The organism is Amycolatopsis sp. NBC_00438 (assembly GCF_036026695.1).
Classification (GTDB): Bacteria; Actinomycetota; Actinomycetes; order Mycobacteriales; family Pseudonocardiaceae; genus Amycolatopsis.
Genome location: NZ_CP107923.1, coordinates 729445 through 749254, shown reverse-complemented (window position 1 = coordinate 749254; position 19810 = coordinate 729445). Strand labels below are relative to the sequence as shown.

General features: G+C 72.5%; 19 protein-coding genes. 7 read left to right on the top strand and 12 right to left on the bottom strand.

From position 1 onward, the window contains the following. Nucleotides 1–36: 36 nt before the first annotated feature. Nucleotides 37–1224, bottom strand: a complete 1188-nt coding sequence (locus tag OG494_RS03635; RefSeq protein ID WP_328451918.1) for a cytochrome P450 — start codon at nucleotides 1222–1224, stop codon at nucleotides 37–39. Continuing rightward, on the bottom strand, nucleotides 1221–2663 hold the full coding sequence (locus OG494_RS03630; RefSeq protein ID WP_328451917.1) for an MFS transporter: 1443 nt from the start codon (nucleotides 2661–2663) through the stop codon (nucleotides 1221–1223). Before OG494_RS03630 ends, OG494_RS03635 begins: the two co-directional genes overlap by 4 nt. 151 nt (nucleotides 2664–2814) lie before the next feature. On the opposite strand from OG494_RS03630, the gene OG494_RS03625 reads away from it, so the two are divergent. From OG494_RS03625 to OG494_RS03605, 5 genes are all read left to right on the top strand, one after another. Further along, entirely contained in the window at nucleotides 2815–3390 is a 576-nt protein-coding gene (locus OG494_RS03625) for a TetR/AcrR family transcriptional regulator (RefSeq protein ID WP_328451915.1), read from the top strand. A gap of 181 nt (nucleotides 3391–3571) precedes the next feature. Further along, the gene (locus OG494_RS03620) at nucleotides 3572–4594 is read left to right on the top strand and encodes an amidohydrolase family protein (protein ID WP_328451913.1); all 1023 of its coding nucleotides are present in this window, start codon (nucleotides 3572–3574) and stop codon (nucleotides 4592–4594) included. 8 nt (nucleotides 4595–4602) lie between these two features. Continuing rightward, a complete protein-coding gene (locus tag OG494_RS03615; protein WP_328451911.1) occupies nucleotides 4603–5514 on the top strand; it encodes an amidohydrolase family protein in 912 nt (303 codons plus the stop codon). 26 nt (nucleotides 5515–5540) lie between these two features. After that, nucleotides 5541–6890: an MFS transporter gene (locus OG494_RS03610; RefSeq protein WP_328451909.1), complete on the top strand. Its 1350-nt coding sequence runs from the start codon at nucleotides 5541–5543 to the stop codon at nucleotides 6888–6890. A gap of 78 nt (nucleotides 6891–6968) precedes the next feature. After that, nucleotides 6969–7406 carry an ATP-binding protein gene (locus tag OG494_RS03605; RefSeq protein ID WP_328451907.1) on the top strand — a complete coding sequence of 146 codons (438 nt, stop codon included), beginning with the start codon at nucleotides 6969–6971 and terminating at the stop codon, nucleotides 7404–7406. Nucleotides 7407–7438: 32 nt separating this feature from the next. Here OG494_RS03605 and OG494_RS03600 read toward each other — a convergent pair whose 3' ends face one another. Next, on the bottom strand, nucleotides 7439–7786 hold the full coding sequence (locus OG494_RS03600) for an STAS domain-containing protein (RefSeq protein WP_328451904.1): 348 nt from the start codon (nucleotides 7784–7786) through the stop codon (nucleotides 7439–7441). Between the two features lie 316 nt (nucleotides 7787–8102). Then, complete coding sequence (locus OG494_RS03595; protein WP_328451902.1) at nucleotides 8103–8933, bottom strand: TauD/TfdA dioxygenase family protein; 831 nt, start codon at nucleotides 8931–8933, stop codon at nucleotides 8103–8105. Nucleotides 8934–9058: 125 nt separating this feature from the next. Between OG494_RS03595 and OG494_RS03590 the strand changes: the two genes are divergently transcribed. Next, nucleotides 9059–10051, top strand: a complete 993-nt coding sequence (locus OG494_RS03590; protein WP_328451900.1) for a methyltransferase — start codon at nucleotides 9059–9061, stop codon at nucleotides 10049–10051. A 20-nt stretch (nucleotides 10052–10071) separates the two neighbouring features. On the opposite strand, the gene OG494_RS03585 is transcribed toward OG494_RS03590, so the two are convergent. From OG494_RS03585 to OG494_RS03555, 7 genes are all read right to left on the bottom strand, one after another. Beyond that, nucleotides 10072–11307 carry an FAD-dependent oxidoreductase gene (locus OG494_RS03585; protein ID WP_328451898.1) on the bottom strand — a complete coding sequence of 412 codons (1236 nt, stop codon included), beginning with the start codon at nucleotides 11305–11307 and terminating at the stop codon, nucleotides 10072–10074. After that, nucleotides 11307–12965, bottom strand: a complete 1659-nt coding sequence (locus tag OG494_RS03580) for a prenyltransferase/squalene oxidase repeat-containing protein (RefSeq protein ID WP_328451896.1) — start codon at nucleotides 12963–12965, stop codon at nucleotides 11307–11309. Before OG494_RS03580 ends, OG494_RS03585 begins: the two co-directional genes overlap by 1 nt. Then, nucleotides 12962–13972, bottom strand: a complete 1011-nt coding sequence (locus OG494_RS03575; protein WP_328451894.1) for a UbiA family prenyltransferase — start codon at nucleotides 13970–13972, stop codon at nucleotides 12962–12964. Before OG494_RS03575 ends, OG494_RS03580 begins: the two co-directional genes overlap by 4 nt. A gap of 1 nt (nucleotide 13973) precedes the next feature. Next, complete coding sequence (locus OG494_RS03570; protein WP_328451892.1) at nucleotides 13974–14966, bottom strand: polyprenyl synthetase family protein; 993 nt, start codon at nucleotides 14964–14966, stop codon at nucleotides 13974–13976. Continuing rightward, complete coding sequence (locus tag OG494_RS03565; protein ID WP_328451890.1) at nucleotides 14963–15952, bottom strand: aminotransferase class I/II-fold pyridoxal phosphate-dependent enzyme; 990 nt, start codon at nucleotides 15950–15952, stop codon at nucleotides 14963–14965. The genes OG494_RS03570 and OG494_RS03565 overlap by 4 nt, the downstream gene beginning before the upstream one ends. Nucleotides 15953–16337: 385 nt before the next feature. Next, a complete protein-coding gene (locus OG494_RS03560) occupies nucleotides 16338–17504 on the bottom strand; it encodes a glycosyltransferase (protein ID WP_328451888.1) in 1167 nt (388 codons plus the stop codon). Further along, complete coding sequence (locus OG494_RS03555) at nucleotides 17495–18259, bottom strand: FkbM family methyltransferase (protein WP_328451886.1); 765 nt, start codon at nucleotides 18257–18259, stop codon at nucleotides 17495–17497. The genes OG494_RS03560 and OG494_RS03555 overlap by 10 nt, the downstream gene beginning before the upstream one ends. Nucleotides 18260–18485: 226 nt before the next feature. Here OG494_RS03555 and OG494_RS03550 point away from each other — a divergent pair, with 226 nt between their 5' ends. Beyond that, the gene (locus OG494_RS03550) at nucleotides 18486–18893 is read left to right on the top strand and encodes a histone-like nucleoid-structuring protein Lsr2 (protein ID WP_323331290.1); all 408 of its coding nucleotides are present in this window, start codon (nucleotides 18486–18488) and stop codon (nucleotides 18891–18893) included. A gap of 177 nt (nucleotides 18894–19070) precedes the next feature. Here OG494_RS03550 and OG494_RS03545 read toward each other — a convergent pair whose 3' ends face one another. Continuing rightward, complete coding sequence (locus OG494_RS03545; RefSeq protein WP_328451882.1) at nucleotides 19071–19655, bottom strand: TetR/AcrR family transcriptional regulator; 585 nt, start codon at nucleotides 19653–19655, stop codon at nucleotides 19071–19073. Nucleotides 19656–19810: the final 155 nt, after the last annotated feature.

Sequence of the window (19810 nt, the reverse complement as noted above, 5' to 3'; positions counted from 1 at the left end):
CCGCACCCGGCGCGTGCCGGGTGCGGGACGCGCCGCTCAGCCCCAGGCGAGCGGCAGCCGCAGCGGGCCGCGCGTCGAGAGCCCCCTCTTCCAGCCGATGCCGTCCTCACCGTCGGCCAGGCGCAGGTCCGGCAGCCGCCGGAGCAGGGTTTCCAGCGCCACCTGCAGTTCCATCCGGGCCAGCGGCGCGCCCAGGCAGTGGTGGGCGCCGTGGCCGAACCCGATGTGCGTCGCCTCCCCGCGCAGCAGGTCCAGCACCTCCGGGTCGGAGTACACCGCGTCGTCGCGGTTCGCCGACGCCAGCGCCGGCAGCACCGGCTCGCCCGCGCGGACCAGCACGCCGCCCAGCTCGACGTCCTCCGTCGCGTAGCGCGCGATGCCCGCGCCGGTGCCGAGCGGGACGAACCGCATCAGCTCCTCGACCGCCTTCGGCACCAGGCCCAGGTCGGCGCGCAGCAGCGCCAGCTGACCCGGGTGCGTCAGCAGCGCGTAGACGAAGTTCGGGATCTGCGACGCGGTCGTCTCGTGGCCGGCCACCAGCAGCGTCTGCGCCAGCGACAGCAGCTCCTCCTCCGAGAGCCGGTCGTCTTCGTCGCGGGCCACGACCAGGGCGCCGAGCAGGTCGTCGTGCGGCGTCTCGCGGCGCTGGGCGATCAGGCCCGCCATGTACTCGCGCATCTTCTTCATCGCGTCGAGGACTTCGTCCGGCGTGAACTTCGTCGTCGAGAGGAACGCGTCCGACCAGCCGCGGAAGTCGCCGCGGTCTTCGAACGGGACGCCGAGCAGCTCGCAGATCACCGTCACCGGGAACGGCAGCGCGAAGGCCTCCACCAGATCGGCCGGCGGCCCCTGGGTGAGCATCGTGTCGACGAGCCTGTCGGCGATCTCGCGCGCCCGCGCCCGCAGCGCGTCGATCCGGCGCATGGTGAACGCCTTCATCACCAGCCGCCGCAGCCGGCTGTGGTCCGGCGGGTCGAGACTGAGGATGTTGCCCGGCGGCGGCAGATGTGGACGCAGCCGCGGCTCGTCGCGCCCGGTCGCCGCCGCGCGGCTGAAGCGCGGGTCGCCGAGGACCACCTTGACATCCTCGTAGCGCGTCGCGAGCCAGGCCGGTTCGCCGTAGGGCATGGTGACGCGGCTCAGCGGCTCTTCGGTGCGCAGCTTCTCGAACAGCGGCTCGATGTCCAGCTTTTCCGGATCACTGAAGGGATAGGCCCTCGTCATCGAGACTCCTTCGTGGTTGCGCGGTGTCGGTACGGGACGAACACGGCGGCGACGACCGCGAGGACGCAGATCGCGCCGGACACGGTGAACGCGGTGGTGTACGCGCCGACCGTGGGCAAGGGGAGGCGCGGCAGCAGGTTCGCGGCCAGGATCGCCGACGCCACCGCCGTACCGATGGATCCGCCGATCGAGCGCAGCGTCTGGTTGACGCTGTTGGCGACACTCGTCTGCGCGGGGGTGACGCCGCTGTTGAGCAACGTCGGGATCGCGCCGAACGCGAGCCCCAGCCCGAGGCCGAGCAGGCCGGTCGCGACGTAGAAGTGCCAGTGCTCGGCGTGGAAGGCGAGCAGGAAGGCGAAGGTCGCGGTCGCGACGACCGTGCCGAGCACCATCGGCCACTTCGGGCCGACGCGGCGGATCAGCATCGACACCGCGCCGGCGGCGAGCAGGGTGCCCGCGGTCATCGGCAGCAGCGTCAGGCCCGCGCCGAGCGCGTCGGACCCGAAGCCGTAGCCGAACCGCCCGGGCGTCTGCACGAACTGGATCACCAGGATGAACGCGCCGTACATGCCGGCGCCGGTGAGGAAGGTGGCGATGTTGGTGCCGAGCACGACCGGCGTGCGCATCATCGCGATGTCGACCAGCGGCTCGCGCACGCGCCGCTCGACGAACACCCACCCGACCAGCAGCACGACGGCGCCGGCGAACAGCCCGAGCACGGTGGCCGAGCCCCAGCCCCAGGCCGGCCCGCGGTTGATGCCCAGCACCAGGCAGACCAGGCCGCCGGCGAGTGTCAGCAGCCCGAAGACGTCGACGTAGAACTTGCCGGCGGTCTCCGGCAGCCGGATCAGCGCGGCGGTGCCGAGCAGGCCGAGCGCGGTGACCGCGGCGGAGATCCAGAACATGCCCTGCGCCGAGACGCCCGCCTGCACCAGCAGGCCCGAGACGAGCAGGCCCGCGCCCGCGCCGATGCCGGTGAGCGCGCTCAGCAGCGCGATGCTGGAAGGCACGCGTTCCGGCGGGAAGATCGACCGGACGATCCCGATGGCCAGCGGCATCGCGGCGAAGCCCATACCCTGCAGCGCGCGGCCGGCCAGCACGACACCCATCGACGTCGACACGGCGACCAGGACCGAGCCGAGTGTGGTCAGGGCGAGCGTCGCCATGAGGACGCGCTTGCGGCCGAGCTTGTCGCCGAGCGAACCGAGCAGCGGCGTGAAGACCGCCGCCGAGAGCATGTTGACCGTCACGACCCAGGAGACGTCGGCCATCGAGACGTCCAGCGACTGCGCGAGGCCGGACAGGATCGGCATGACCATGCTCTGCATGACGACGATCGCGAACGTCGAGAGCGCCAGCACCAGCAGCACCGCCGTCGGATGCGACTCCGCGCGCCGGGCGCGGCGCGCGGGCGCCGGGGCGGTCAGGGTGTCGGACACGGAAACCTCCGTTGTAGTCAACTGATGACTTACACGGTAGTCACGCGCCGGAAGCCAAGTCAACGAGTGACTACTTAACCGCCCGGTGATCACCCTCACAGGACGTTTGCGCTGGTCTACACTGCGAAAACCGACGAAACGGAGGCCGGCGATGGACACGGCGACACCGCGCGCCCGCCGCCGTGACGCGGCGGCGACCCGGGAAGCGCTGCTGATGGCGGCCCGGACACTGCTGAGCGAACACGGCGTCGAGGGCACGAGCACCCGCGACGTCGCGGCCCGGGCCGGGGTGAACCAGGCGCTGGTCTACCGCTACTTCGGGTCGAAGGAGAAGCTGTTCGCCGAGGCGGCGGACCGAGGCTGGGACTCCGCCGACACCATGACGACGGACCTCCCGCTGAAGGACCTCCCCCGCGCGCTGCTGGAGCGCGCGTTGAACGTCGGCGCCGAGCACCCCGGCGGCCTGTCCGGCCTGGTGACCGCGGCGAACGACGACATGATCCGGGCCGTCGTGCGCGAGCGGATCGAGCGGGCGTTCGACGAGCAGCTGGCCCCGCGCCTGAGCGGGCCGGACCGCGCCCTGCGCGCGGAACTGCTGGCCGCGCTGATCACCGGGGTCGCGGTGCTGCGCGGCAAGGTGGGCACGAAGGCCCTGACCGCGGCGGACCGCGAGGCGCTCGGCGAATACGTCGACCGCATGGCCGCCCCCCTGCTCGACCTGGACTAACCCACCTCCCCCAACCCCAACCCCCGCTCACCGCCCACCCCCCAAACGCCACTTTCGCTACGAAAGATGCGGGGTTGTGGAGGGATTTCGGGGGATGTGGACAACTGGGTAGCGGCGGGTGCGGGAGAACTTTTCGTCGTAGATATTGTCAACAATTTCATCGACGATTAGGGTGCGAGTCATGCTCATCGACTGCCACGGGCACTACACCACCGCGCCGCCGGCGCTGGCCGCCTGGCGCGAGCGGCAGGTCGCCGCCCTCTCCAGCGGGCCCGCGCCGGCCCGCGCCGACCTGCGGATCAGCGACGACGACCTGCGCGAGACGATCGAGCCGAACCAGCTGCGGCTGATGGACGAACGCGGCATCGACCTGACGATCTTCTCGCCCCGCGCGTCCTTCATGGCCCACCACGTCGGGGACTTCGCGACGTCGTCCGCGTGGGCCGCGATCTGCAACGAACTCTGCTACCGCGTCAGCGCGCTCTACCCCGGGCGGTTCGCACCGGCCGCGATGCTCCCGCAGTCCCCCGGCGTCGACCCGGCCACCTGCGTTCCGGAGCTCACGCGGTGCGTCGAGGAGTACGGCGCCGTCGCGCTGAACCTCAACCCCGACCCCTCCGGCGGGCACTGGACGGCGCCGCCGCTCACCGACCGGTCGTGGTACCCCGTCTACGAAAAGATGGTGGAGTACGACGTCCCGGCGATGATCCACGTCAGCACCAGCGTGAACCCCGCGTTCCACACCACCGGCGCGCACTACCTCAACGCCGACACGACGGCGTTCATGCAGCTGCTCCAGGGTGACCTGTTCGCGGACTTCCCCACCCTGCGGCTGGTCATCCCGCACGGCGGCGGCGCGGTGCCCTACCACTGGGGCCGGTTCCGCGGCCTCGCCATGGCACTGGGCAAGCCCACGCTCGAAGAACACCTGCTGGGCAACGTCTTCTTCGACACCTGCGTCTACCACCAGCCGGGCTCGGATCTGCTGTTCGACGTCGTCCCGGCCAAGAACATCCTGTTCGCCTCGGAGATGATCGGCGCGGTCCGCGACGTCGACCCGGGCACCGGCCACCACTTCGACGACACGCGCCGGTACCTCGAAGCCGCCGAACTGTCCGAAGAGGACTCGGCCGCGATCCGGGAGCACAACGCCCGCGCCGTCTACCCGCGTCTCGACGCCCTGCTCAAGCGCCAGGGGCGGTGAGGATCCCCATGACCGCGCCGAAAACCCCCGGCTGGCTCGACTGGTACGCGAACCCGTCGGAGCCGAAGTTCCGGCTCCCGGCCGGAACCGTCGACGCGCACTGCCACGTGTTCGGCCCGCAGGCCGAGTTCCCCTTCGCCCCCGAGCGCAAGTACACCCCGTGCGACGGCGGCAAGGACGACCTGTTCGCGCTGCGCGACCACCTGGGCGTCACACGGACCGTGATCGTGCAGGCCACCTGCCACGGCGCGGACAACTCCGCCATGCTCGACGCCGTCCGCGCTGCGGACGGCCGGGCGCGCGGCGTCGCCACCGTGCGTCCCGACGTCAGCCAGCGCGAGCTGCGCGAACTCGACGCGGCGGGAGTGCGCGGCGTGCGCTTCAACTTCGTGAAGCGCCTGGTCGACGCGGCTCCGCACGAAGAGCTGAGCACCATCGCGAAGAAGATCGCGACGCTCGGTTGGCACGTGGTCCTCTACTTCGAGAGCGCCGATCTGCCCGAGCTGGAAGGGTTCTTCGGCTCGCTGCCCACGCCGCTCGTCGTCGACCACCTGGGCCGGCCCGACGTCACACAGCCGGTGGACGGCCCCGAGTTCAGCCGCTTCCTGCGGTTCGCCGACCGCAACGACGTCTGGGTGAAGGTCAGCTGCCCCGAGCGCCTGACCGTCACCGGGCCGCCCGCCCTCGGCGGCGAGCGGCACGCCTACCGCGACGTCGTCCCGTTCGGCCGGCGCGTCGTGGCGGAGTTCCCCGACCGCGTGCTGTGGGGCAGCGACTGGCCGCACCCCAACCTCCTGGGCCACATGCCGGACGACGGCCTGCTGGTCGACTACGTGCCGCAGGTGGCGGTGACCGCCGAGCAGCAGCAGAAGCTCCTCGTGACCAATCCGACGCACCTGTACTGGCCCGGCACTGAATGACTGACGCCTGAGCGACAGGAACTCCCATGCAGCAAGCCAACTCCCTGAACCGGCTGAACCGCCTGCCGATCTCCCGGTTCCACAAGCTCACCCTGCTCGCCGTCTCGTTCGCCTACTTCTTCGAGTTCGCGGACATCAACAGCTTCGCCACCACCGCGCCCAAGCTGATCAAGCTGTGGGGCGTGACGGTCGACCAGGTCGCCTACGTCACCTCGCTGTCGTTCGTCGGGATGTTCTTCGGCGCGGTCATCGCCAGTGGCCTGGCCGACCGGTGGGGCCGCAAACGGGTACTGCTGTGGACGACCCTGTGGTTCGGCGTCTTCTCGTTCGCCGCCGTCTTCTCGTGGGACGTCGTGTCGCTGGGCGTGTTCCGCGTCCTGACCTCGGCGGGGCTCTCGGCGATGACCGTCGTGGCCGTCATCTACGTCAACGAGCTGTACCCGGCCACCAGCCGCGGCAAGTACCAGGCCTACGCGATCGTGATCGGCATCTGCGGCACCCCGGTCACCAACCTGATCGCCAGCGCGGTGGTGCCGATCAACGACTGGTCGTGGCGGCTGGTCTACCTGTGGGGCGCGCTCGGCGTGCTGCTCGTCTTCTTCACCCGCCACCTCAAGGAGTCGCCGCGCTGGCACGAGAGCCGCGGCGACCACGCCGAGGCGGACCGGCTGCTGCGGGAGATCGAAGAGCAGGTCGCCGCGGAGAAAGGACCATTGCCCGAACCCGAGCCGCCGGTCGAAGAAGCTCCGGTGACGAAGGCGCCGCTCCGCCTCCTGCTGCAGAAGAAATACCTCTACCCCACCTTGTTGCTGACCGTCGTGTGGGTGACGCAGACGATCGGCTTCTTCGGCTACTCGAGCTGGGCGCCCACGCTGCTGGCCAAGGAGGGCTTCAGCGTCGAGAAGTCGGTGTTCTACGTGGCCCTCACCACCGTCGGCGCGCCGCTCGGGTCGTACCTGGCCGCCCTGGTCACCGACCGGTTCGAACGCAAGTGGTGCCTGGTCGCCTTCGGCGCCGTCATCGCGCTGTGCGGCCTGCTCTACGGCCTGACCTTCGACCCGGTCCTGATCGTCGTCTTCGGGTTCCTGGTGAACCTGTTCGAACGCGGCTACACCGCCCTCGGCTACGCCTACTCCCCCGAGCTGTTCGACACGCGGAGCCGCTCCCTGGGCACCGGCGTCTCCTACGGGCTCGGGCGGCTGTCGAACGCGGCCGGTCCCCTGATCGTGGCGGCGCTCTACAACGGCAGCGGCTACCAGAGCGTGTTCCTCTTCATCGCCGGTACCTGGCTGGTCGGCGCGGTGGTCCTGGCCGTGTTCGGCCCGCGGACCCGCCCGCGCACCCGGGCCGAACCCCATGTGCCGATTCGCGGGTAACCGCCGCCGCCCCGGGTAACCCTCCTCGGTAGAGGACGACGCACCCCCGGGTGCGCGCCCTCGGGAGGAGTCACCATCGTGCCTGTGAACTGGACCACGGCGGACCAGCCAGGCTGGCAGACCCTGGACGTGGCCGGCACCGACCCGTCCGGTCTCGCCGATGCCCGGATGTGGGCCGAGTCGAGGATGCACACCCTCGGCGACCCGCATCGGCTGGACGCGTTGTTGATCGTCGGAGAACTGCTGGACAACGCCTACCTGCACGCCGGCGGGCCGATCGAGCTGCGGTTGCGCTGCACCGGCGGGCCGTGCGAGGTGACCGTCGCGGTCGCCGACATCGGCACCGGGGAACCGCGGCTGCGGGTCCCCGGCCGGGACGGCGGTCGTGGCCTGCGGGTCGTCGACCAGCTGTGCCTCGCGTGGGGCGTGAGCCACCACGACGACGGCAAGCTCGTGTGGGCCCGCCTGCGCTGCGTGGATTCGGAAGAGCCCTGCCCGCGGGCCTGGGCGAACTAGCCTCGCGACACCCGCGGGCCGGACCAGCGGCGTTAGCGGGCCGTCAGGCCCGGCAGCAGCGTCAGCCAGGTCAGCGCCTCGGCGAGGTCGGCGTGCAGCGGCAGGGCGCGCTCCAGCCCGAGCACGCTCAGGGGGCGCAGCACCGCGCGGCTGCGGGTGACGACGGCGAAGGGCACGCCGGCCGCTTGCGCGTCGGCGGCGGAGTTGAGCAGCACGGTCAGCGCCCGGGCGGCGCAGAACGTCACGGCCGAGGCGTCGACGACCAGAGCGCGCGGCCGGAAGGCGAGCTCCCGCTCGAGGAGCCCGGCGAAATGCCCGATGACGCTGATGTCGAGCTCACCGGTCGCCGACAGCACGGCGGCGTCGGCGGTCGCGGTCACTTCGAAGCTCGCGACGGGCGCCGGGCCCGCGGGCCCTCTGGGACAAGGCAAAGGAAGAACGGTCATAGGCGAAGCCTCCTGGGGAACCGTGAGGCCAAACCGCTCGTGCACCAGTCCAGTCCCACACCGGCCCCTGACGGGGTCGTGGGTCTCGGGGTGCGACGGCTGCCGGTTGAACCGCTGCGTCCCGACCGTACCGCACGCCGGTGCCGGCGGCGGTGTGGCCCGACGGGCGGGACAGCTCACAGCGGCGTGTCGCCGGTGTCCGTTTCACCCGCCGGGCACGGGTGTTCACCCGCTGTTCACCGCCGGGACGTCAGCGTGACGTCGCCGCGCTGAGGCCGGTCCCCTCGTGGTGCGGCCAGCGCGGCTGCTCGCCCGCCGGCTTGTCGCCGAGGATCGTCACGCGGCGCCCGACCCGGCGGCCCGTGTAGTCGTTGACCGCGTAGTGCTGGGTGGCCCGGTTGTCCCAGACCGCGATCGCGCCCGGCTGCCAGTGGTAGCGGCAGACGCGCTGCGGGCTCTCGGAAACCTCGTACAGCTGGGCCAGCAGCGCGGCGCTTTCACCCGGCGTCAGCTGCGGGATCCGGCGGGTGAACATCCGGTTCACGTACAGGGACCTGCGGCCCGTCTCCGGGTGGGTGCGCACCACCGGGTGCTCGGCCTCGCTGCGGAACGAGCCGTTCGGGTGCTCGAAGACGTGCACCGCGGTCAGGCCGTCGACCAGGTCGCGCACCGGCGCGGAAAGCGCTTCATACGCGAGGTGCTGGTTGCTCCACATGGTGTCCCCGCCCGCCGGCGGGCATTCGACGAGCTGCAGCACGGAGGCGATCGGCGGCGACGCGCTGAACGTGACGTCGGTGTGCCAGACGTCGGCGCGGGCGCCCTGGTCGGAGTCGAGCACCACCAGTTCGTCGTGCCCGGGGAGTTTCGGCAGGAACGGGTGCACCTCGAGCTCGCCGAACCGGCGGCCGAACGCCTTGTGCGCCTCGGGATCGAGCCCGGCGGCGTCCGGGAAGAACAGCACGAGGTGGGTCAGCAGGAGGTCCCGCACCTCGGCGAACGCGGCGTCGGACAGCTCCGCCAGCGGCACGCCGCGCACCTCCGCGCCGAGGGCGCCGGAAATCGGCCGGACGTCGAACTCCATGATTCTTCCCTTTCGTTTTCCGGGCAGGACAAAATACGATGTCGTCGCGCAAAAGAATGGTTGACCGAAACGGGTTCGCGGTGCGATCGTGGTGGAGCCCGATCACCCCCGCCGAAAGGACGCCGATGCCGAACGACGCCGCCGCCGAGCTCGCCCGCCTGGTCGACCTGGCGACCCCGTTCGCGATCCGCGCCGCCATCGCGCTGCGGCTGCCCGAACTGGTCGCCGGCGGCACCACCACGACCGCGGACCTGGCCGCCGCCAGCGGATCCGACGCCGACTCCCTCGACCGGCTGCTGCGGCACCTGGTGAACGTCGGCCTCTTCAGCGCCGACGCCGGCGAATACGGGCTCACCGACCTGTCGCGCGAACTGCTCGGCGAGCAGCAGCGCTGGCAGCGCGGCTGGCTCGACCTCGACGGCCCCGGCGCGAAAATGGATCTCGCCTACAGCGGAATGCTGCATTCGGTCCGCACCGGCGAATCCGCGTACGGAAAGGCACACGGCGTCGATTTCTGGACCGATTACCAGCGTGACGAAAAACTGCGCTTGTTCTTCGGCGCGATCATGGCGGCGCACGCCTGGCAGACCGGCCCGGCGGTGGCCGCCGACTACGACTGGAGCACGGTGACCCGGGTCCTCGACGTCGGCGGCGGCATCGGCGCGCTGCTGAGCGAAGTCCTGCTGAAGCACCCGCACCTGCACGGCGCGGTCCTGGACCTGCCGCCGGTGCGCCCGGAAGCCGAGCGGTCCCTGGCGGACGCGGGCCTGGCCGACCGGGCCGGGTTCGTCGGCGGCAGCTTCTTCGACCCGCTGCCCACGGGCTACGACGTGCTGCTCGTGTCGCGCGTGCTGACCGACTGGAACGACGAGGACGCGGCGCGGATCCTGCGCCGCTGCGGCGAGACCGGCGCGCGCGTCGTCGTGGTCGAGGTGCTGGCCGGGACGGAGCACGCGAAGAACAACTCGTCGTTCGACCTGCAGTCGCTGACCCTGCTGGGCGGCCGGGAACGCACGATCGAGGACTTCCACGCCCTCGCGGCGTCGGCGGGCCTGGCGGTCCGGAGCACCCACGAAGGCCAGGGCGGCCTGGTCGTCGTGGAGTGCGCCGCCGCCTGAGAGCCCCGCCGGGGCCGCCGTCATGCCCAGGCCGGGAGGCGGCGGCCCCGCGGGTCCGGCAGCACTCCCAGCTGGTGCAGCCGGTCGACCGGGTTCAGCGGGTGCACGCCCAGGCCGGACATCGTGTGCATCACCGTGTAGCGGATGCGGTTGTTGCCGCCGGTGCCGCGCAGGGCCCGGCGGCCCGCGACCCGGCCGACCCACGAGAGGTCCGTGATCATCCGGGCCGCGTTGTGGCTCGTGCGGCCGATCTGGGTCAGGTTCCCGCGGCGGGCCACGTCGTAGCGGGCCAGCGCGTGGTCGACGACCGCCGGGGCGAGGGAGCCGCCTTGGCGCAGCATCGAGGCCAGTTCGTGCGCGTCCGCGACGGCGCTGTTCATGCCCTGCGCGGCCATCGGGTGCACGGCGTGGCCGCTCTCCCCGGCCAGCGCCAGCCCGGGCACGGACAACGCGCCGGCGAGGAACCGGGACACCGGCAGCAGCTGACGGCCGCCGAGGTTCGCGTGGATCGCGTCGGCGAGCGGGGCGAGCGCGGGCGTCTCACGCACCAGGCCGTCCGCCCACGAGGTCAGGCCGTCGGTGTCGAGGCCGCGCAGTTCGTCCGGGCCGACCTGGGCGTAGAGCCGGACGCGGCCGCCGGGCAAGGGGTAGCGCAGCCGCAGGCCGCGTTCGGTGACGTAGGCGGAGAAGTCCGGCTCGACCGCGGGCGCGTCGTGCAGCTCGAACGCCGCCAGCCGGTGCGGGTAGTCGTGCCGCCGCGCCTCGATGCCCGCCTCCCGCCGCAGGCGCGACGAGAGGCCGTCGGCCGCCACGACCAGCGCCGCCTCGACGTCCTCTCCGGACAGCCGCACGCCCGTGACCCGGCCGGCCGAACGCAGCAGTCCCTCGACGAGCACGCCGCGCCGGAAGTCCACTGTGGACGGCAGCGACTTCGTCAGCGCTTCCAGGATCGCCGGGTAGTCGTGGGCCAGCAGCCACGGCCGCTCGACGGGCAGCCGGCCGTACTCGAGGGCCATCTGCGGCGCCCCGGCCGCGTCCCGCGCGACGAGCGTCCCCAGCCGCAACGCTCCCTCGGGCGTCGCACCCCACTCGTCGAGGATCGCCAGTGATCCGGGTTGCAGCACCTCGCCCTTCGCGACCGGCTTCACGGCGTCCTGCTTCTCGGCCAGCAGCACGCGGTGCCCGAGCCGGCCCAGCGCGCACGCGGCGGCCAGCCCGGCGACCCCGGCGCCGCAGACGACGGCGTCGTACCCCATCAGCCGGCCACCTTCCGGTAGCGGGCCAGGGCTTTCAGCGCGAGACCGTGGGCGAGCGCGGGGTTCGGGTAGCGGCAGACGTGCCGCACGTACTCGTTGACGTTCGCCGCGGCCCACCCGCCGCCGGGGTGCCGCTGTGCCAGCAGCCATTCGACGCCGGGCCGGACGACGGCGGCGTCCGCACCGGCGGCCAGCAGCGCCGACACCGCCCAGCCGGTCTCCTCGACGGTGCCGGGACCACCCGCGCCGGTGCCCCACGAGCCGTCGGCCAGCCGGGTGCGTTCGAGCCACTCACGCGCGCGCCGCGCGGGGAGCGAGCCGGGCTGCCCCGCCTTGGCGAAGGTCTGCAGCACGGCGGAAGTCCCCGCGGTGTGCATCCGGTACCAGACGGATTCGAAGCTGCCGTCGGCCTGTTGCGCCTTCCCCAGCCAGCTCAGCGCCCGGCGCACGCGCCGGTCGTCGGCCGGGACGCCGGAGTCGAGCAGCCCGTCGACGGCCTGGGCGGTCATGTGCGGGCACGGACCGCTGTTGGCCACTTTGGTGTTGCGCACGCACAGCCCCCACGAACCGCGGGTGTCCTGCTGCAGCGTCAGCCAGGTGACGCCGCGGCGGATCGCGGCGGCCTGGTCGTCGCCGGGCAGGTGGCCCAGCGCCGAGACGATCTCGCCGGTCTCCAGCGTCGCGGGCCAGCCGCGGGTGCCCGACCAGCCCCAGAACCCGGGCGGGCAGCCGAACGCCGTGAACGGCCGATCCTGCTGCAGGCGCAGGAAAAGCTCCTTGACGGCGAGCAGGCGCGGGTCGGTGGCGTAACCGGCTTCGAGCAGGCCGGCGGTCGCGTACATCGACCACGTCAGGTCCAGCGGCCCGCTCGCCCACGAGCCGTCGGGGGCCATCATCCGGCGGAACCAGCCGACGGCGGCGGCCACCATGTCGTCGCCGAGCCCGGCCCGGGCCAGGCCGGCGCAGACCAGGCCGGTCACCCAGGCGTCCTCGCACCACGCGCCGGTGCTGCCCTCGTGCTCGTAGACCTGTCGGATCGCGGCCAGCGCGTTCGGCTCGGCCTTCCGGGACAGCGTTTTCTGCAGCCGGGTCAGCGGCTTGTGCCGGCTCTGCGCGAGGCCGAGCGCGTACACCATCGGCACCCGCAGGTCGAAGAGCTTGCGCGACAGGCCGGGCAGCAGCGCGAGCTCCAGCGGGAAGCGGCGCATCTCCTCGGGCGCGAGCCAGCCCGCGAAGCCGTAGAACTGGCGGCACCACGCGACGACCTCGGCGTGCGGGATCGCGTCCAGGCCACCGAACCCGCGCAGCCACGCCTGGCCCGCGTCCACCTCGGCGGCGTTGCCTTCGGGGCCGGTCAGGTGCAGCACGGCCGAGGCCACGGCGGTCGGCCCGGCTTCGGACGCCTCGCCGGGCACCATCGCCCAGCCGCCGTCCGCGGCCTGGGTGCGCTTGAGCCAGCCGACACCCGCCTCGATCAGATCGGCCGCGCCGCCAGGGTCGGCGAAGTGCAGCGCGCACACCGCGCCGACCGTGCCGAGGGTCGAGGTCAGGCTGCTGCCGCCGTAGTCGAAGACGCCGTCCGCGCGCTGGGCCGCGAACAGCGCTTCGGCGCCTTCGGCGATCGCCTCGGTGAGCTGGTCGGCGCGCACGGACGTCATGCGGTGTCCTTTCCCCCGGCCGGAACCGGGAACTCGTGGCGGGAACGCATCAGGGCCTGGGTGACGAGCGAAAAGGCGAGGACCGGCGCGGCCAGCGCGAGCGCGAACCGGGCGCCGGCGGCCCCGGCGACGACGGCCGCGGCGAGCACCAGCCGTTCGGCGACGAGCAGTTCGTGGGCCCGCAACGCGGTCCGCGCGGGCACGGAATCCCGGCGCGGCAACGGCAGGAAGGCGACGGCACCGACACCCGCCGCCACCGCGGTCAAGACGAGCCGGGCGATCGGGTCATCGGCGACAGGAGTGGAGAGCGCGATCAGGGCGACCCCGGCGGCGTACAGCCCGAGCGCGAGCCGGACGGCGTGGCGGAAGCCGTGCTCGACCGGTACCGAGCGGTAGCCGCCCGCGCGGTCGCCGTCGACGTCGCGGAGCGTGCCGACGAGGTTGGACGCGGTGTCGTGCAGCAGGAACCCGGCCGCGACGGGCAGCAGCGCCCACGGCGGCCACGGCGCGGCGACCATCGCGCCGATCGCCAGGGCCAGCGCGGTCAGGAACCCGCGGGAGGCGTTGCCGGCCAGGCCGCGTTTCTTGAACACCTTGCTGTAGCCGACGATCCCGGCCATCGCCACGACGAACAACGGCACGATCCGCCAGTTCGCCGTGACGAGCAGCACGGCCGACACCGCGGCGCACGCGAGGCCGCCGGCGAGTGCCGCTTCGGCCGACAACCGGCCCGACGGGATCGGCCGGTGGGGTTTGCCGATCGCGTCCAGCCCGCGGTCGAAGTAGTCGCCGAGGTAGTGCCCGGACAGCCAGCCGAGCGCGGGCGCGAACGCGGCGACGAGCAGCACGGCGGCCCCGGTCCCGCCCGCGACCGTGGCCCCGGCCACGCCGAGCAGCGCCGGGTAGCACGTCGTGTAGGGCCGCCACGTCTGCACGTGGGCGACGGCGGCGCGGCCGGCCCGCCGCACCACGGCCGGGACCACCCGGGTGCCCGCGGCGGTCGTCACCTCAGTGGTCCCGGTTCACGGCGAGGTCGGCGATCGCGGCCAGCAGGCCGGCGGCGTCCGCGACCGGCAGGACGCCGAGGTCCGCCTTGGCCCGCGCGGCTTCTTCGCGAGCCCCCGTCACGGCCAGGTCGAGGGCCCCGCTGGAGACGAGCACCTCCCGCAGCGTGTCGTGGGCGGCCTCAGGACGCAGTTCGCCGGACAACGCGCGTTCGACACCGCGGCGGTCGGCCGCCGAGCCTTCGCGGTGGGCGAGCAGGACCGGGTACGTCGGCCGGAGGTTGGCCGCGTCGCTCGTCCCGGGTTTCCCGGTGACGGCCGGATCGGCGAGGAACGGCAGCAGGTCGTCGTACATCTGGAAGGCCAGGCCCGCGTGCTCGGCGAACGCCGTGACGACGTCGGCCTGCGCGGGCGCGCCGCCGCCGAGCAGCGCGCCGGCCCGGCAGGCGCCGCGGAAGAGCGCGCCGGTCTTGAGCGAGGCCATCTCGAGGTAGGCGTCGAGCCCGCTGCCCGCCACGCCCGGTCCCGGCGGCACGAGCAGCGCCTCCTGGACCTGGCCGCGGCACAGGTCTTCGCCGGCCCGGGCCAGCACGCGCACCGCGGCGACGACGGCGGCGTCGGGTGCCGCGCAGTCCGCGACTGCGCCGAACAGGCCGAGGATCAGCGCGTCGCCGGTGACGATGGCGTCGGCCACGCCGTAGCGCGCGTGCACCGACGCCCGGCCGCGGCGCAGGTCGTCACCGTCGATGATGTCGTCGTGCACCAGGGACGCGACGTGCAGGTATTCGACGGCGAGCGCGGCGGGCAGCACGTCGTCGCGCGCCCCGCCGACGGCCTCGGCCGAGGCGACCAGCAGCAGGGGGCGGAGCAGCTTGCCCGGCGAGAGCAGGGCGTACCGGGCGATCTCGTCGAGGCGGTCGCCGGTGGCGGGCCGCTGTTCGAGGGCGCGGCGCACCTCGGCGGTGGCGGAGGTGGTGTCGCTGATCAGGGCGGTCATCCGGCGAACTCCTTGGCCAGCATCAGGACGGCGTCGTTGGCTTCGGGCGTGCCGGTGCTCACCCGCACCCCGGCGCCGCCGATCTCCCGGACCACGACGCCGTTCGCGGCCAGGTGGTCCACAAAGGACTTGTTGCGCCCGCCCAGCCGCAGCCAGAGGAAGTTGCCGCCGCTCGGCGGCACGTCCCAGCCCAGTTCCCGCAGGCCCGCGCGGACGCGGTCGCGTTCGGCGGCGACCTCGGCGCAGCGCTCGCGCATGACGTCGTCCGCTTCCAGCGCCGCGAGCGCGGCCGCCTGGGCGACCGTGGGAACGCGGTAGAACGGGAGCGTGGGCCGCACCGGGGCGGCCACGGCTTCGGCCGCGACGAGGTACCCGACCCGCAGGCCGAGCAGGCCGTGCGACTTGGAGAACGTCCGGACGACGGCGACCCGCTCGTCGGTGGCGGCGAGAGCGAGGCCGTCGGCGAGCGCGGCCGGGTCGGCGAACTCGCGGTAGGCCTCGTCGATCAGCACGAGCACGTGCGGCGGCAGCGCGTCGAGGAACGCCCGGAGTGCGTTCTCCCCCAGCACTTCCCCGGTCGGGTTGTTCGGGTTGCACAGCAGCACGACCCGCGTCTCCGGCGTGACGGCCGCGGCGAGCGCGGCCAGGTCCTGGTGATCACCGGGCGACGGCACCGCGACCGGCTCGGCGAACGCGTTGCGGATCAGCAGCGGGTACAGCTCGAACGACGGCCGGGCGTGCACCACCCGCCCGGCCCCGGCGTGCGCGGAGAGGAACTGCTGCAGCAGCGCCCCGGAGCCGGCGCCGGCCACCACCCGGGCCGGGTCGAGGGCGTGGCGCCGGGCGATCTCCGCGGTCAGCCCGGTCGCCAGCGCGTCCAGCGTGCGGTGGATGTCGGCCAGGCTTTCTTCGATCGCGTGACGCACTCCGGGCAAGGGCTCGGAATGGTTTTCGTTCAACGAGAGCTGGTGTTCGATCTCGGGCACGTGGTCAGCCTTTCCCGCACCGTGCGCGGGCCTTTTCCGCCCGTCGCCGAATTTCGGATTGCCGCCACATCGAGTGTGCTGCTCACCGGAACGGCCTGTCAAGACGCCGTTCGCCTTCTGTCCGCCAGCAGGGGAAACGGGCCAGGAACCGCGTTTTCACTAGGGGAAGTACCAGACTTTTTGTGCTACCCGCAGAATGGCGTCGTATAATCGCGCGCGTCACGGAAACAATCGTGAAACGCCCAGGAAATACGGATTTTCCGGCACCTTCGGGAAAGCGCGGCACGGTCACGGTTGCGCCGGCCGCCGGCGCCGTGTCGGCCGTTCCGGGCGACGTGAACCGACTTTGCCGGGGTCCCTGATCTCAGCGGGCTCCCGAGGTCACTCAGGAAAGCGCGGCGAGATCCTCGGCGAGGACGTCGAACCCGGGCAGGTCCCCGGCCGGCCGCGCGAACTCCGCAGCCCGCTCACCGAACCCGGGGGCGAGCACCCGCGAACACGCCGCGGCCAGCGTTTCGGGCGTCGCCTCGGCCGGGTCCACGGCCAGGCCGAGCCCCAGCTCGGCGATCCGGCGGGCGTTGGCCGGCTGATCGGCGAACAGCGGCAGGACCACCATCGGCGTCGCCGCCCGCAGCGCCTCCTGGACGCCGCCGAAACCGCCGTGGGACAGGAAGAGCGACGCCCGGCCGAGCAGCCGCGCCTGCGGGGCGAACGGCACGATCCGGACGTTCGACGGCCGCGGCCCGGTCCACTCACCGGGTCCGGTCGACAGCACCGCCGGCCCCGGCAGCTCGCCGAGGGCGAGGGCCATCGCGGCCAGTAACCGGGACGCCTCCGGCACCACCGTATGGGCGACCGTGCCGAGCCCGGCGACGGCCAGCGGCGCGAAGCCGTCGTCCGGCGCGCCCGGATCGTCCGTGCGGTAACACCGCAGCGAGGGCCGGCGCTCCGGGTACCACGCCGCCGGGACGACGCCGGCGAGCAGCCCGTCGTTCGGGCGCAGCGGGTCGTCGGCCGGAGCGGCGCCGAGGGCGGCCAGCTCGGCATTGAGCGTGTCGTGCAGGAACGGCAGGTGCGCGGCGGTGAACGGCGCGATGTCGAGCACCGCGCGCGGCAGCCCGAGCTTCACGGCGGCGAGGTAGCCGCCGAACTCGTTGCACTCCCGCACGAGCACATCCGGCCGCCACCTCTCCGCTGCCGCGATCAGGTCGCGCGCGAAGATCCCGGCCAGCGGCCCGGCGAACGCCTTGGTCAGCGCGCCCGGTTCCTCCCGGGCGCGGGCGGTGTCGGCGGCCTCCTCGTCCTCGGCGCCCGGCATGCCGGGGCTCGCCAGCACGGCGGGGTCGGCGAGGAGCTGCTCCAGGGTGCGGACGTGGGGCAGCGGCACGTGCTCGACGCCGTGGCGCGCCAGCTCGTCCGCCATCGCCGGGGCGCTGGCGACGGCGACCGCGTGCCCGGCCTTCCGCAGCGCCTTCGCCACCGGCACGAGCACCGGTACCAGGTGCGAGTAGTAGGGCAGGCACGTCAGCAGGACCCGGGCGCTCACCGCCACGCCCGCACGGTCTCGGTGCCCAGCCCGGCGAGGACGCCGCCGGGACGCTCGGCGGTGACGGTGAAGCCGCGCGCGGCCAGCAGGTCGCGGATCCGCGGGCCGTCGTGCTGCGTTTCCAGCACGACCTGCCGGACGCGCGGCCAGTCGGCGTCGTCGATTCCCGCGAGCACGTCCGCCTCGGCTCCTTCGACGTCGATTTTCAGCAGGTCGACGGCGCCGGTGAAGCCGGTCCGGGCGAGCACGGCCGAAAGCGGCTCGACCGGCATCCGCACTTCGTGGGCGGTCGCGAAGATGCGTTCGCGGTATTCACGTTCGGCCGCCGTTCCCGGCAACCGGCCGACGTCGGCCTTCAGCTCCGGGTAGCGCGTCGAATTGCCCGGGACGTCTTCGAAATAGGTGAACGCGACTTCGCCTTCCGCCCGCGCGCCGAGCGCCGCCCGCAGCGGGGTGACGCCGTCGCAGCCGGGCCGGGCGAGGTTGGCTTCGAGCGCCGCGTACGTCGCGGGCATCGGCTCGATCGCGAGGACCCGGGCCCGCGGGTACCGCGTCTTGACGAAGAGGCTGAACAGCCCGACATTCGCGCCGGCGTCCACCACCACCGCGTCGTCGTGGAGGGTGATCCCGTCCCGCAGGTAGCAGTTGTCGCGGAAGATCTCGTCGTGGATGAAGCCGATCTCAGCCGTGTCCCCTGACGTGCTCTGCGGCACGTAGCAGCCGAAACCGGCTTCGAGTTCGACGTACCGAAGCGGTGTCATCCGGCCATCCTCTCTCGTTTCCCCGGCGCCGGACCACCCGCTACCCGGCAAAGTGTGGCCGGAACCCGAGACAAAGGAGCGAATTTTATCGACACTTGATTAGCTCAACTCGTTCAACGGCATACGCGCCGGTATGTCGACTGCTACGCTCCACAGTGGATCGGGCATTTATCGTGCGTTCGGTCACAGTCGCACTACGAGACATCAACGTTCAAGGAGCAGCCCCATGGCCCAGAAGGTCCTCGTCGAAATGCTGGACGACATCGACGGCAGCCCGGCCAGCCACACCGTTCCGTTCGGTCTCGACGGCGTCAGCTACGAGATCGACCTCTCGGACGACAACGCCGCCGCGCTGCGCGAGGAGCTCTCCCGGTTCATCGCGGCGGGCCGCAAGACGGGTGGCCGCAAGGTGCGCGTCGCGACCGGCCAGTCGACGGCGGCGAGCTCGGCCGACCGCGAGCGCTCGCGCGCGATCCGCGCCTGGGCCAACGAGAACGGCTACGACGTCTCCGAGCGGGGCCGCCTGTCCTCGGAGATCGTCAACGCCTACGACGAGGCGCAGCTGCAGGCCGCCGCCCCGGCGCCGGCCCGCAAGCGCGCGCCGCGCAAGAAGGTCGCCGCCGCGAAGAAGTAGTGCCGTGCCGGCCGATCACTGGGGAGCGATCACGAAGGCCGATCCACCGGCGGCGAGGACTCAGCTCACTCGCCGCCGGTGGATATCCTTCGCACCGGACCGGCCGATTTCCCGGAAACGTGAACCGGACAGCCGTTGTCATTCCGCAGCTCACCGCGCCGGAAATGCCGCGGGGATTCAGCAGCGGCGTCCGTCGCCGGGCGCGGCCATTCCCCGCCACAGCAGATCCGCCAGGTCCGCCGCGTGCCGCCGCCACTCCCCGTTCGGGTCGAGGTAGAGCAGGCCGCCGAGGCCGCGCAGCACGGTCACCGGGTCCAGGTCCGCGCGGACCGCGCCCGCCTCGGTGTTCGCCTTCAGCAACGTCGTGACCGCGCCGACCATCGACTCGTACGCGCTCGCCGGCAGCTCGCCGCGGGACGCCGTCGCGGTGCGCAGGGCGTCCGCCAGGCCGCGCTTGGTCATCATGTAGTGCGCCAGGTGGTCGGTCGCCCAGACGCGGAACGCCTCGTGCGGCGCGTACTTGTCCAGCAGCACCGGCACGACGTCGACGAGGTGCCGCACCTCACGCTCGTAGACCGCCAGGATCAGCGCCTCCGGCGTCGGGAAGTGCCGGTACACCGTGCCGACACCGACTTCGGCGCGCTTCGCGATCGCGTTGAACGAGACGTCGCCCGTGGCGGCGAGGGACTCGGCGGCCGCGACGAGGATGCGTTCGTGGTTGCGCCGGGTGTCCGCGCGCCGGGGGCTGACCGATCCCGTCATGGTCCCTCCCGGTGGTCGTCCGTCTCCGCTGAATGTAGTGCAGTGTGGCCCTGACCTGGAGCAACTCCAGCTTTCGGGCTCGTTGCGAAGCGGATTGTAATCCGCTAACCTCGCGAAGAGGTGAAGCGGATGAGTATCCGGTACACCTGGCTCCC

Excerpts from the sequence above, each read along its gene's own strand:
- OG494_RS03635 (WP_328451918.1), bottom strand. The coding sequence starts at position 1,224 with ATGACGAGGGCCTATCCCTTCAGTGATCCGGAAAAGCTGGACATCGAG.
- OG494_RS03625 (WP_328451915.1), top strand. The coding sequence starts at position 2,815 with ATGGACACGGCGACACCGCGCGCCCGCCGCCGTGACGCGGCGGCGACC.
- OG494_RS03620 (WP_328451913.1), top strand. The coding sequence starts at position 3,572 with ATGCTCATCGACTGCCACGGGCACTACACCACCGCGCCGCCGGCGCTG.
- OG494_RS03615 (WP_328451911.1), top strand. The coding sequence starts at position 4,603 with ATGACCGCGCCGAAAACCCCCGGCTGGCTCGACTGGTACGCGAACCCG.
- OG494_RS03610 (WP_328451909.1), top strand. The coding sequence starts at position 5,541 with ATGCAGCAAGCCAACTCCCTGAACCGGCTGAACCGCCTGCCGATCTCC.
- OG494_RS03595 (WP_328451902.1), bottom strand. The coding sequence starts at position 8,933 with ATGGAGTTCGACGTCCGGCCGATTTCCGGCGCCCTCGGCGCGGAGGTG.
- OG494_RS03590 (WP_328451900.1), top strand. The coding sequence starts at position 9,059 with ATGCCGAACGACGCCGCCGCCGAGCTCGCCCGCCTGGTCGACCTGGCG.
- OG494_RS03585 (WP_328451898.1), bottom strand. The coding sequence starts at position 11,307 with ATGGGGTACGACGCCGTCGTCTGCGGCGCCGGGGTCGCCGGGCTGGCC.
- OG494_RS03580 (WP_328451896.1), bottom strand. The coding sequence starts at position 12,965 with ATGACGTCCGTGCGCGCCGACCAGCTCACCGAGGCGATCGCCGAAGGC.
- OG494_RS03570 (WP_328451892.1), bottom strand. The coding sequence starts at position 14,966 with ATGACCGCCCTGATCAGCGACACCACCTCCGCCACCGCCGAGGTGCGC.
- OG494_RS03555 (WP_328451886.1), bottom strand. The coding sequence starts at position 18,259 with ATGACACCGCTTCGGTACGTCGAACTCGAAGCCGGTTTCGGCTGCTAC.
- OG494_RS03550 (WP_323331290.1), top strand. The coding sequence starts at position 18,486 with ATGGCCCAGAAGGTCCTCGTCGAAATGCTGGACGACATCGACGGCAGC.
- OG494_RS03545 (WP_328451882.1), bottom strand. The coding sequence starts at position 19,655 with ATGACGGGATCGGTCAGCCCCCGGCGCGCGGACACCCGGCGCAACCAC.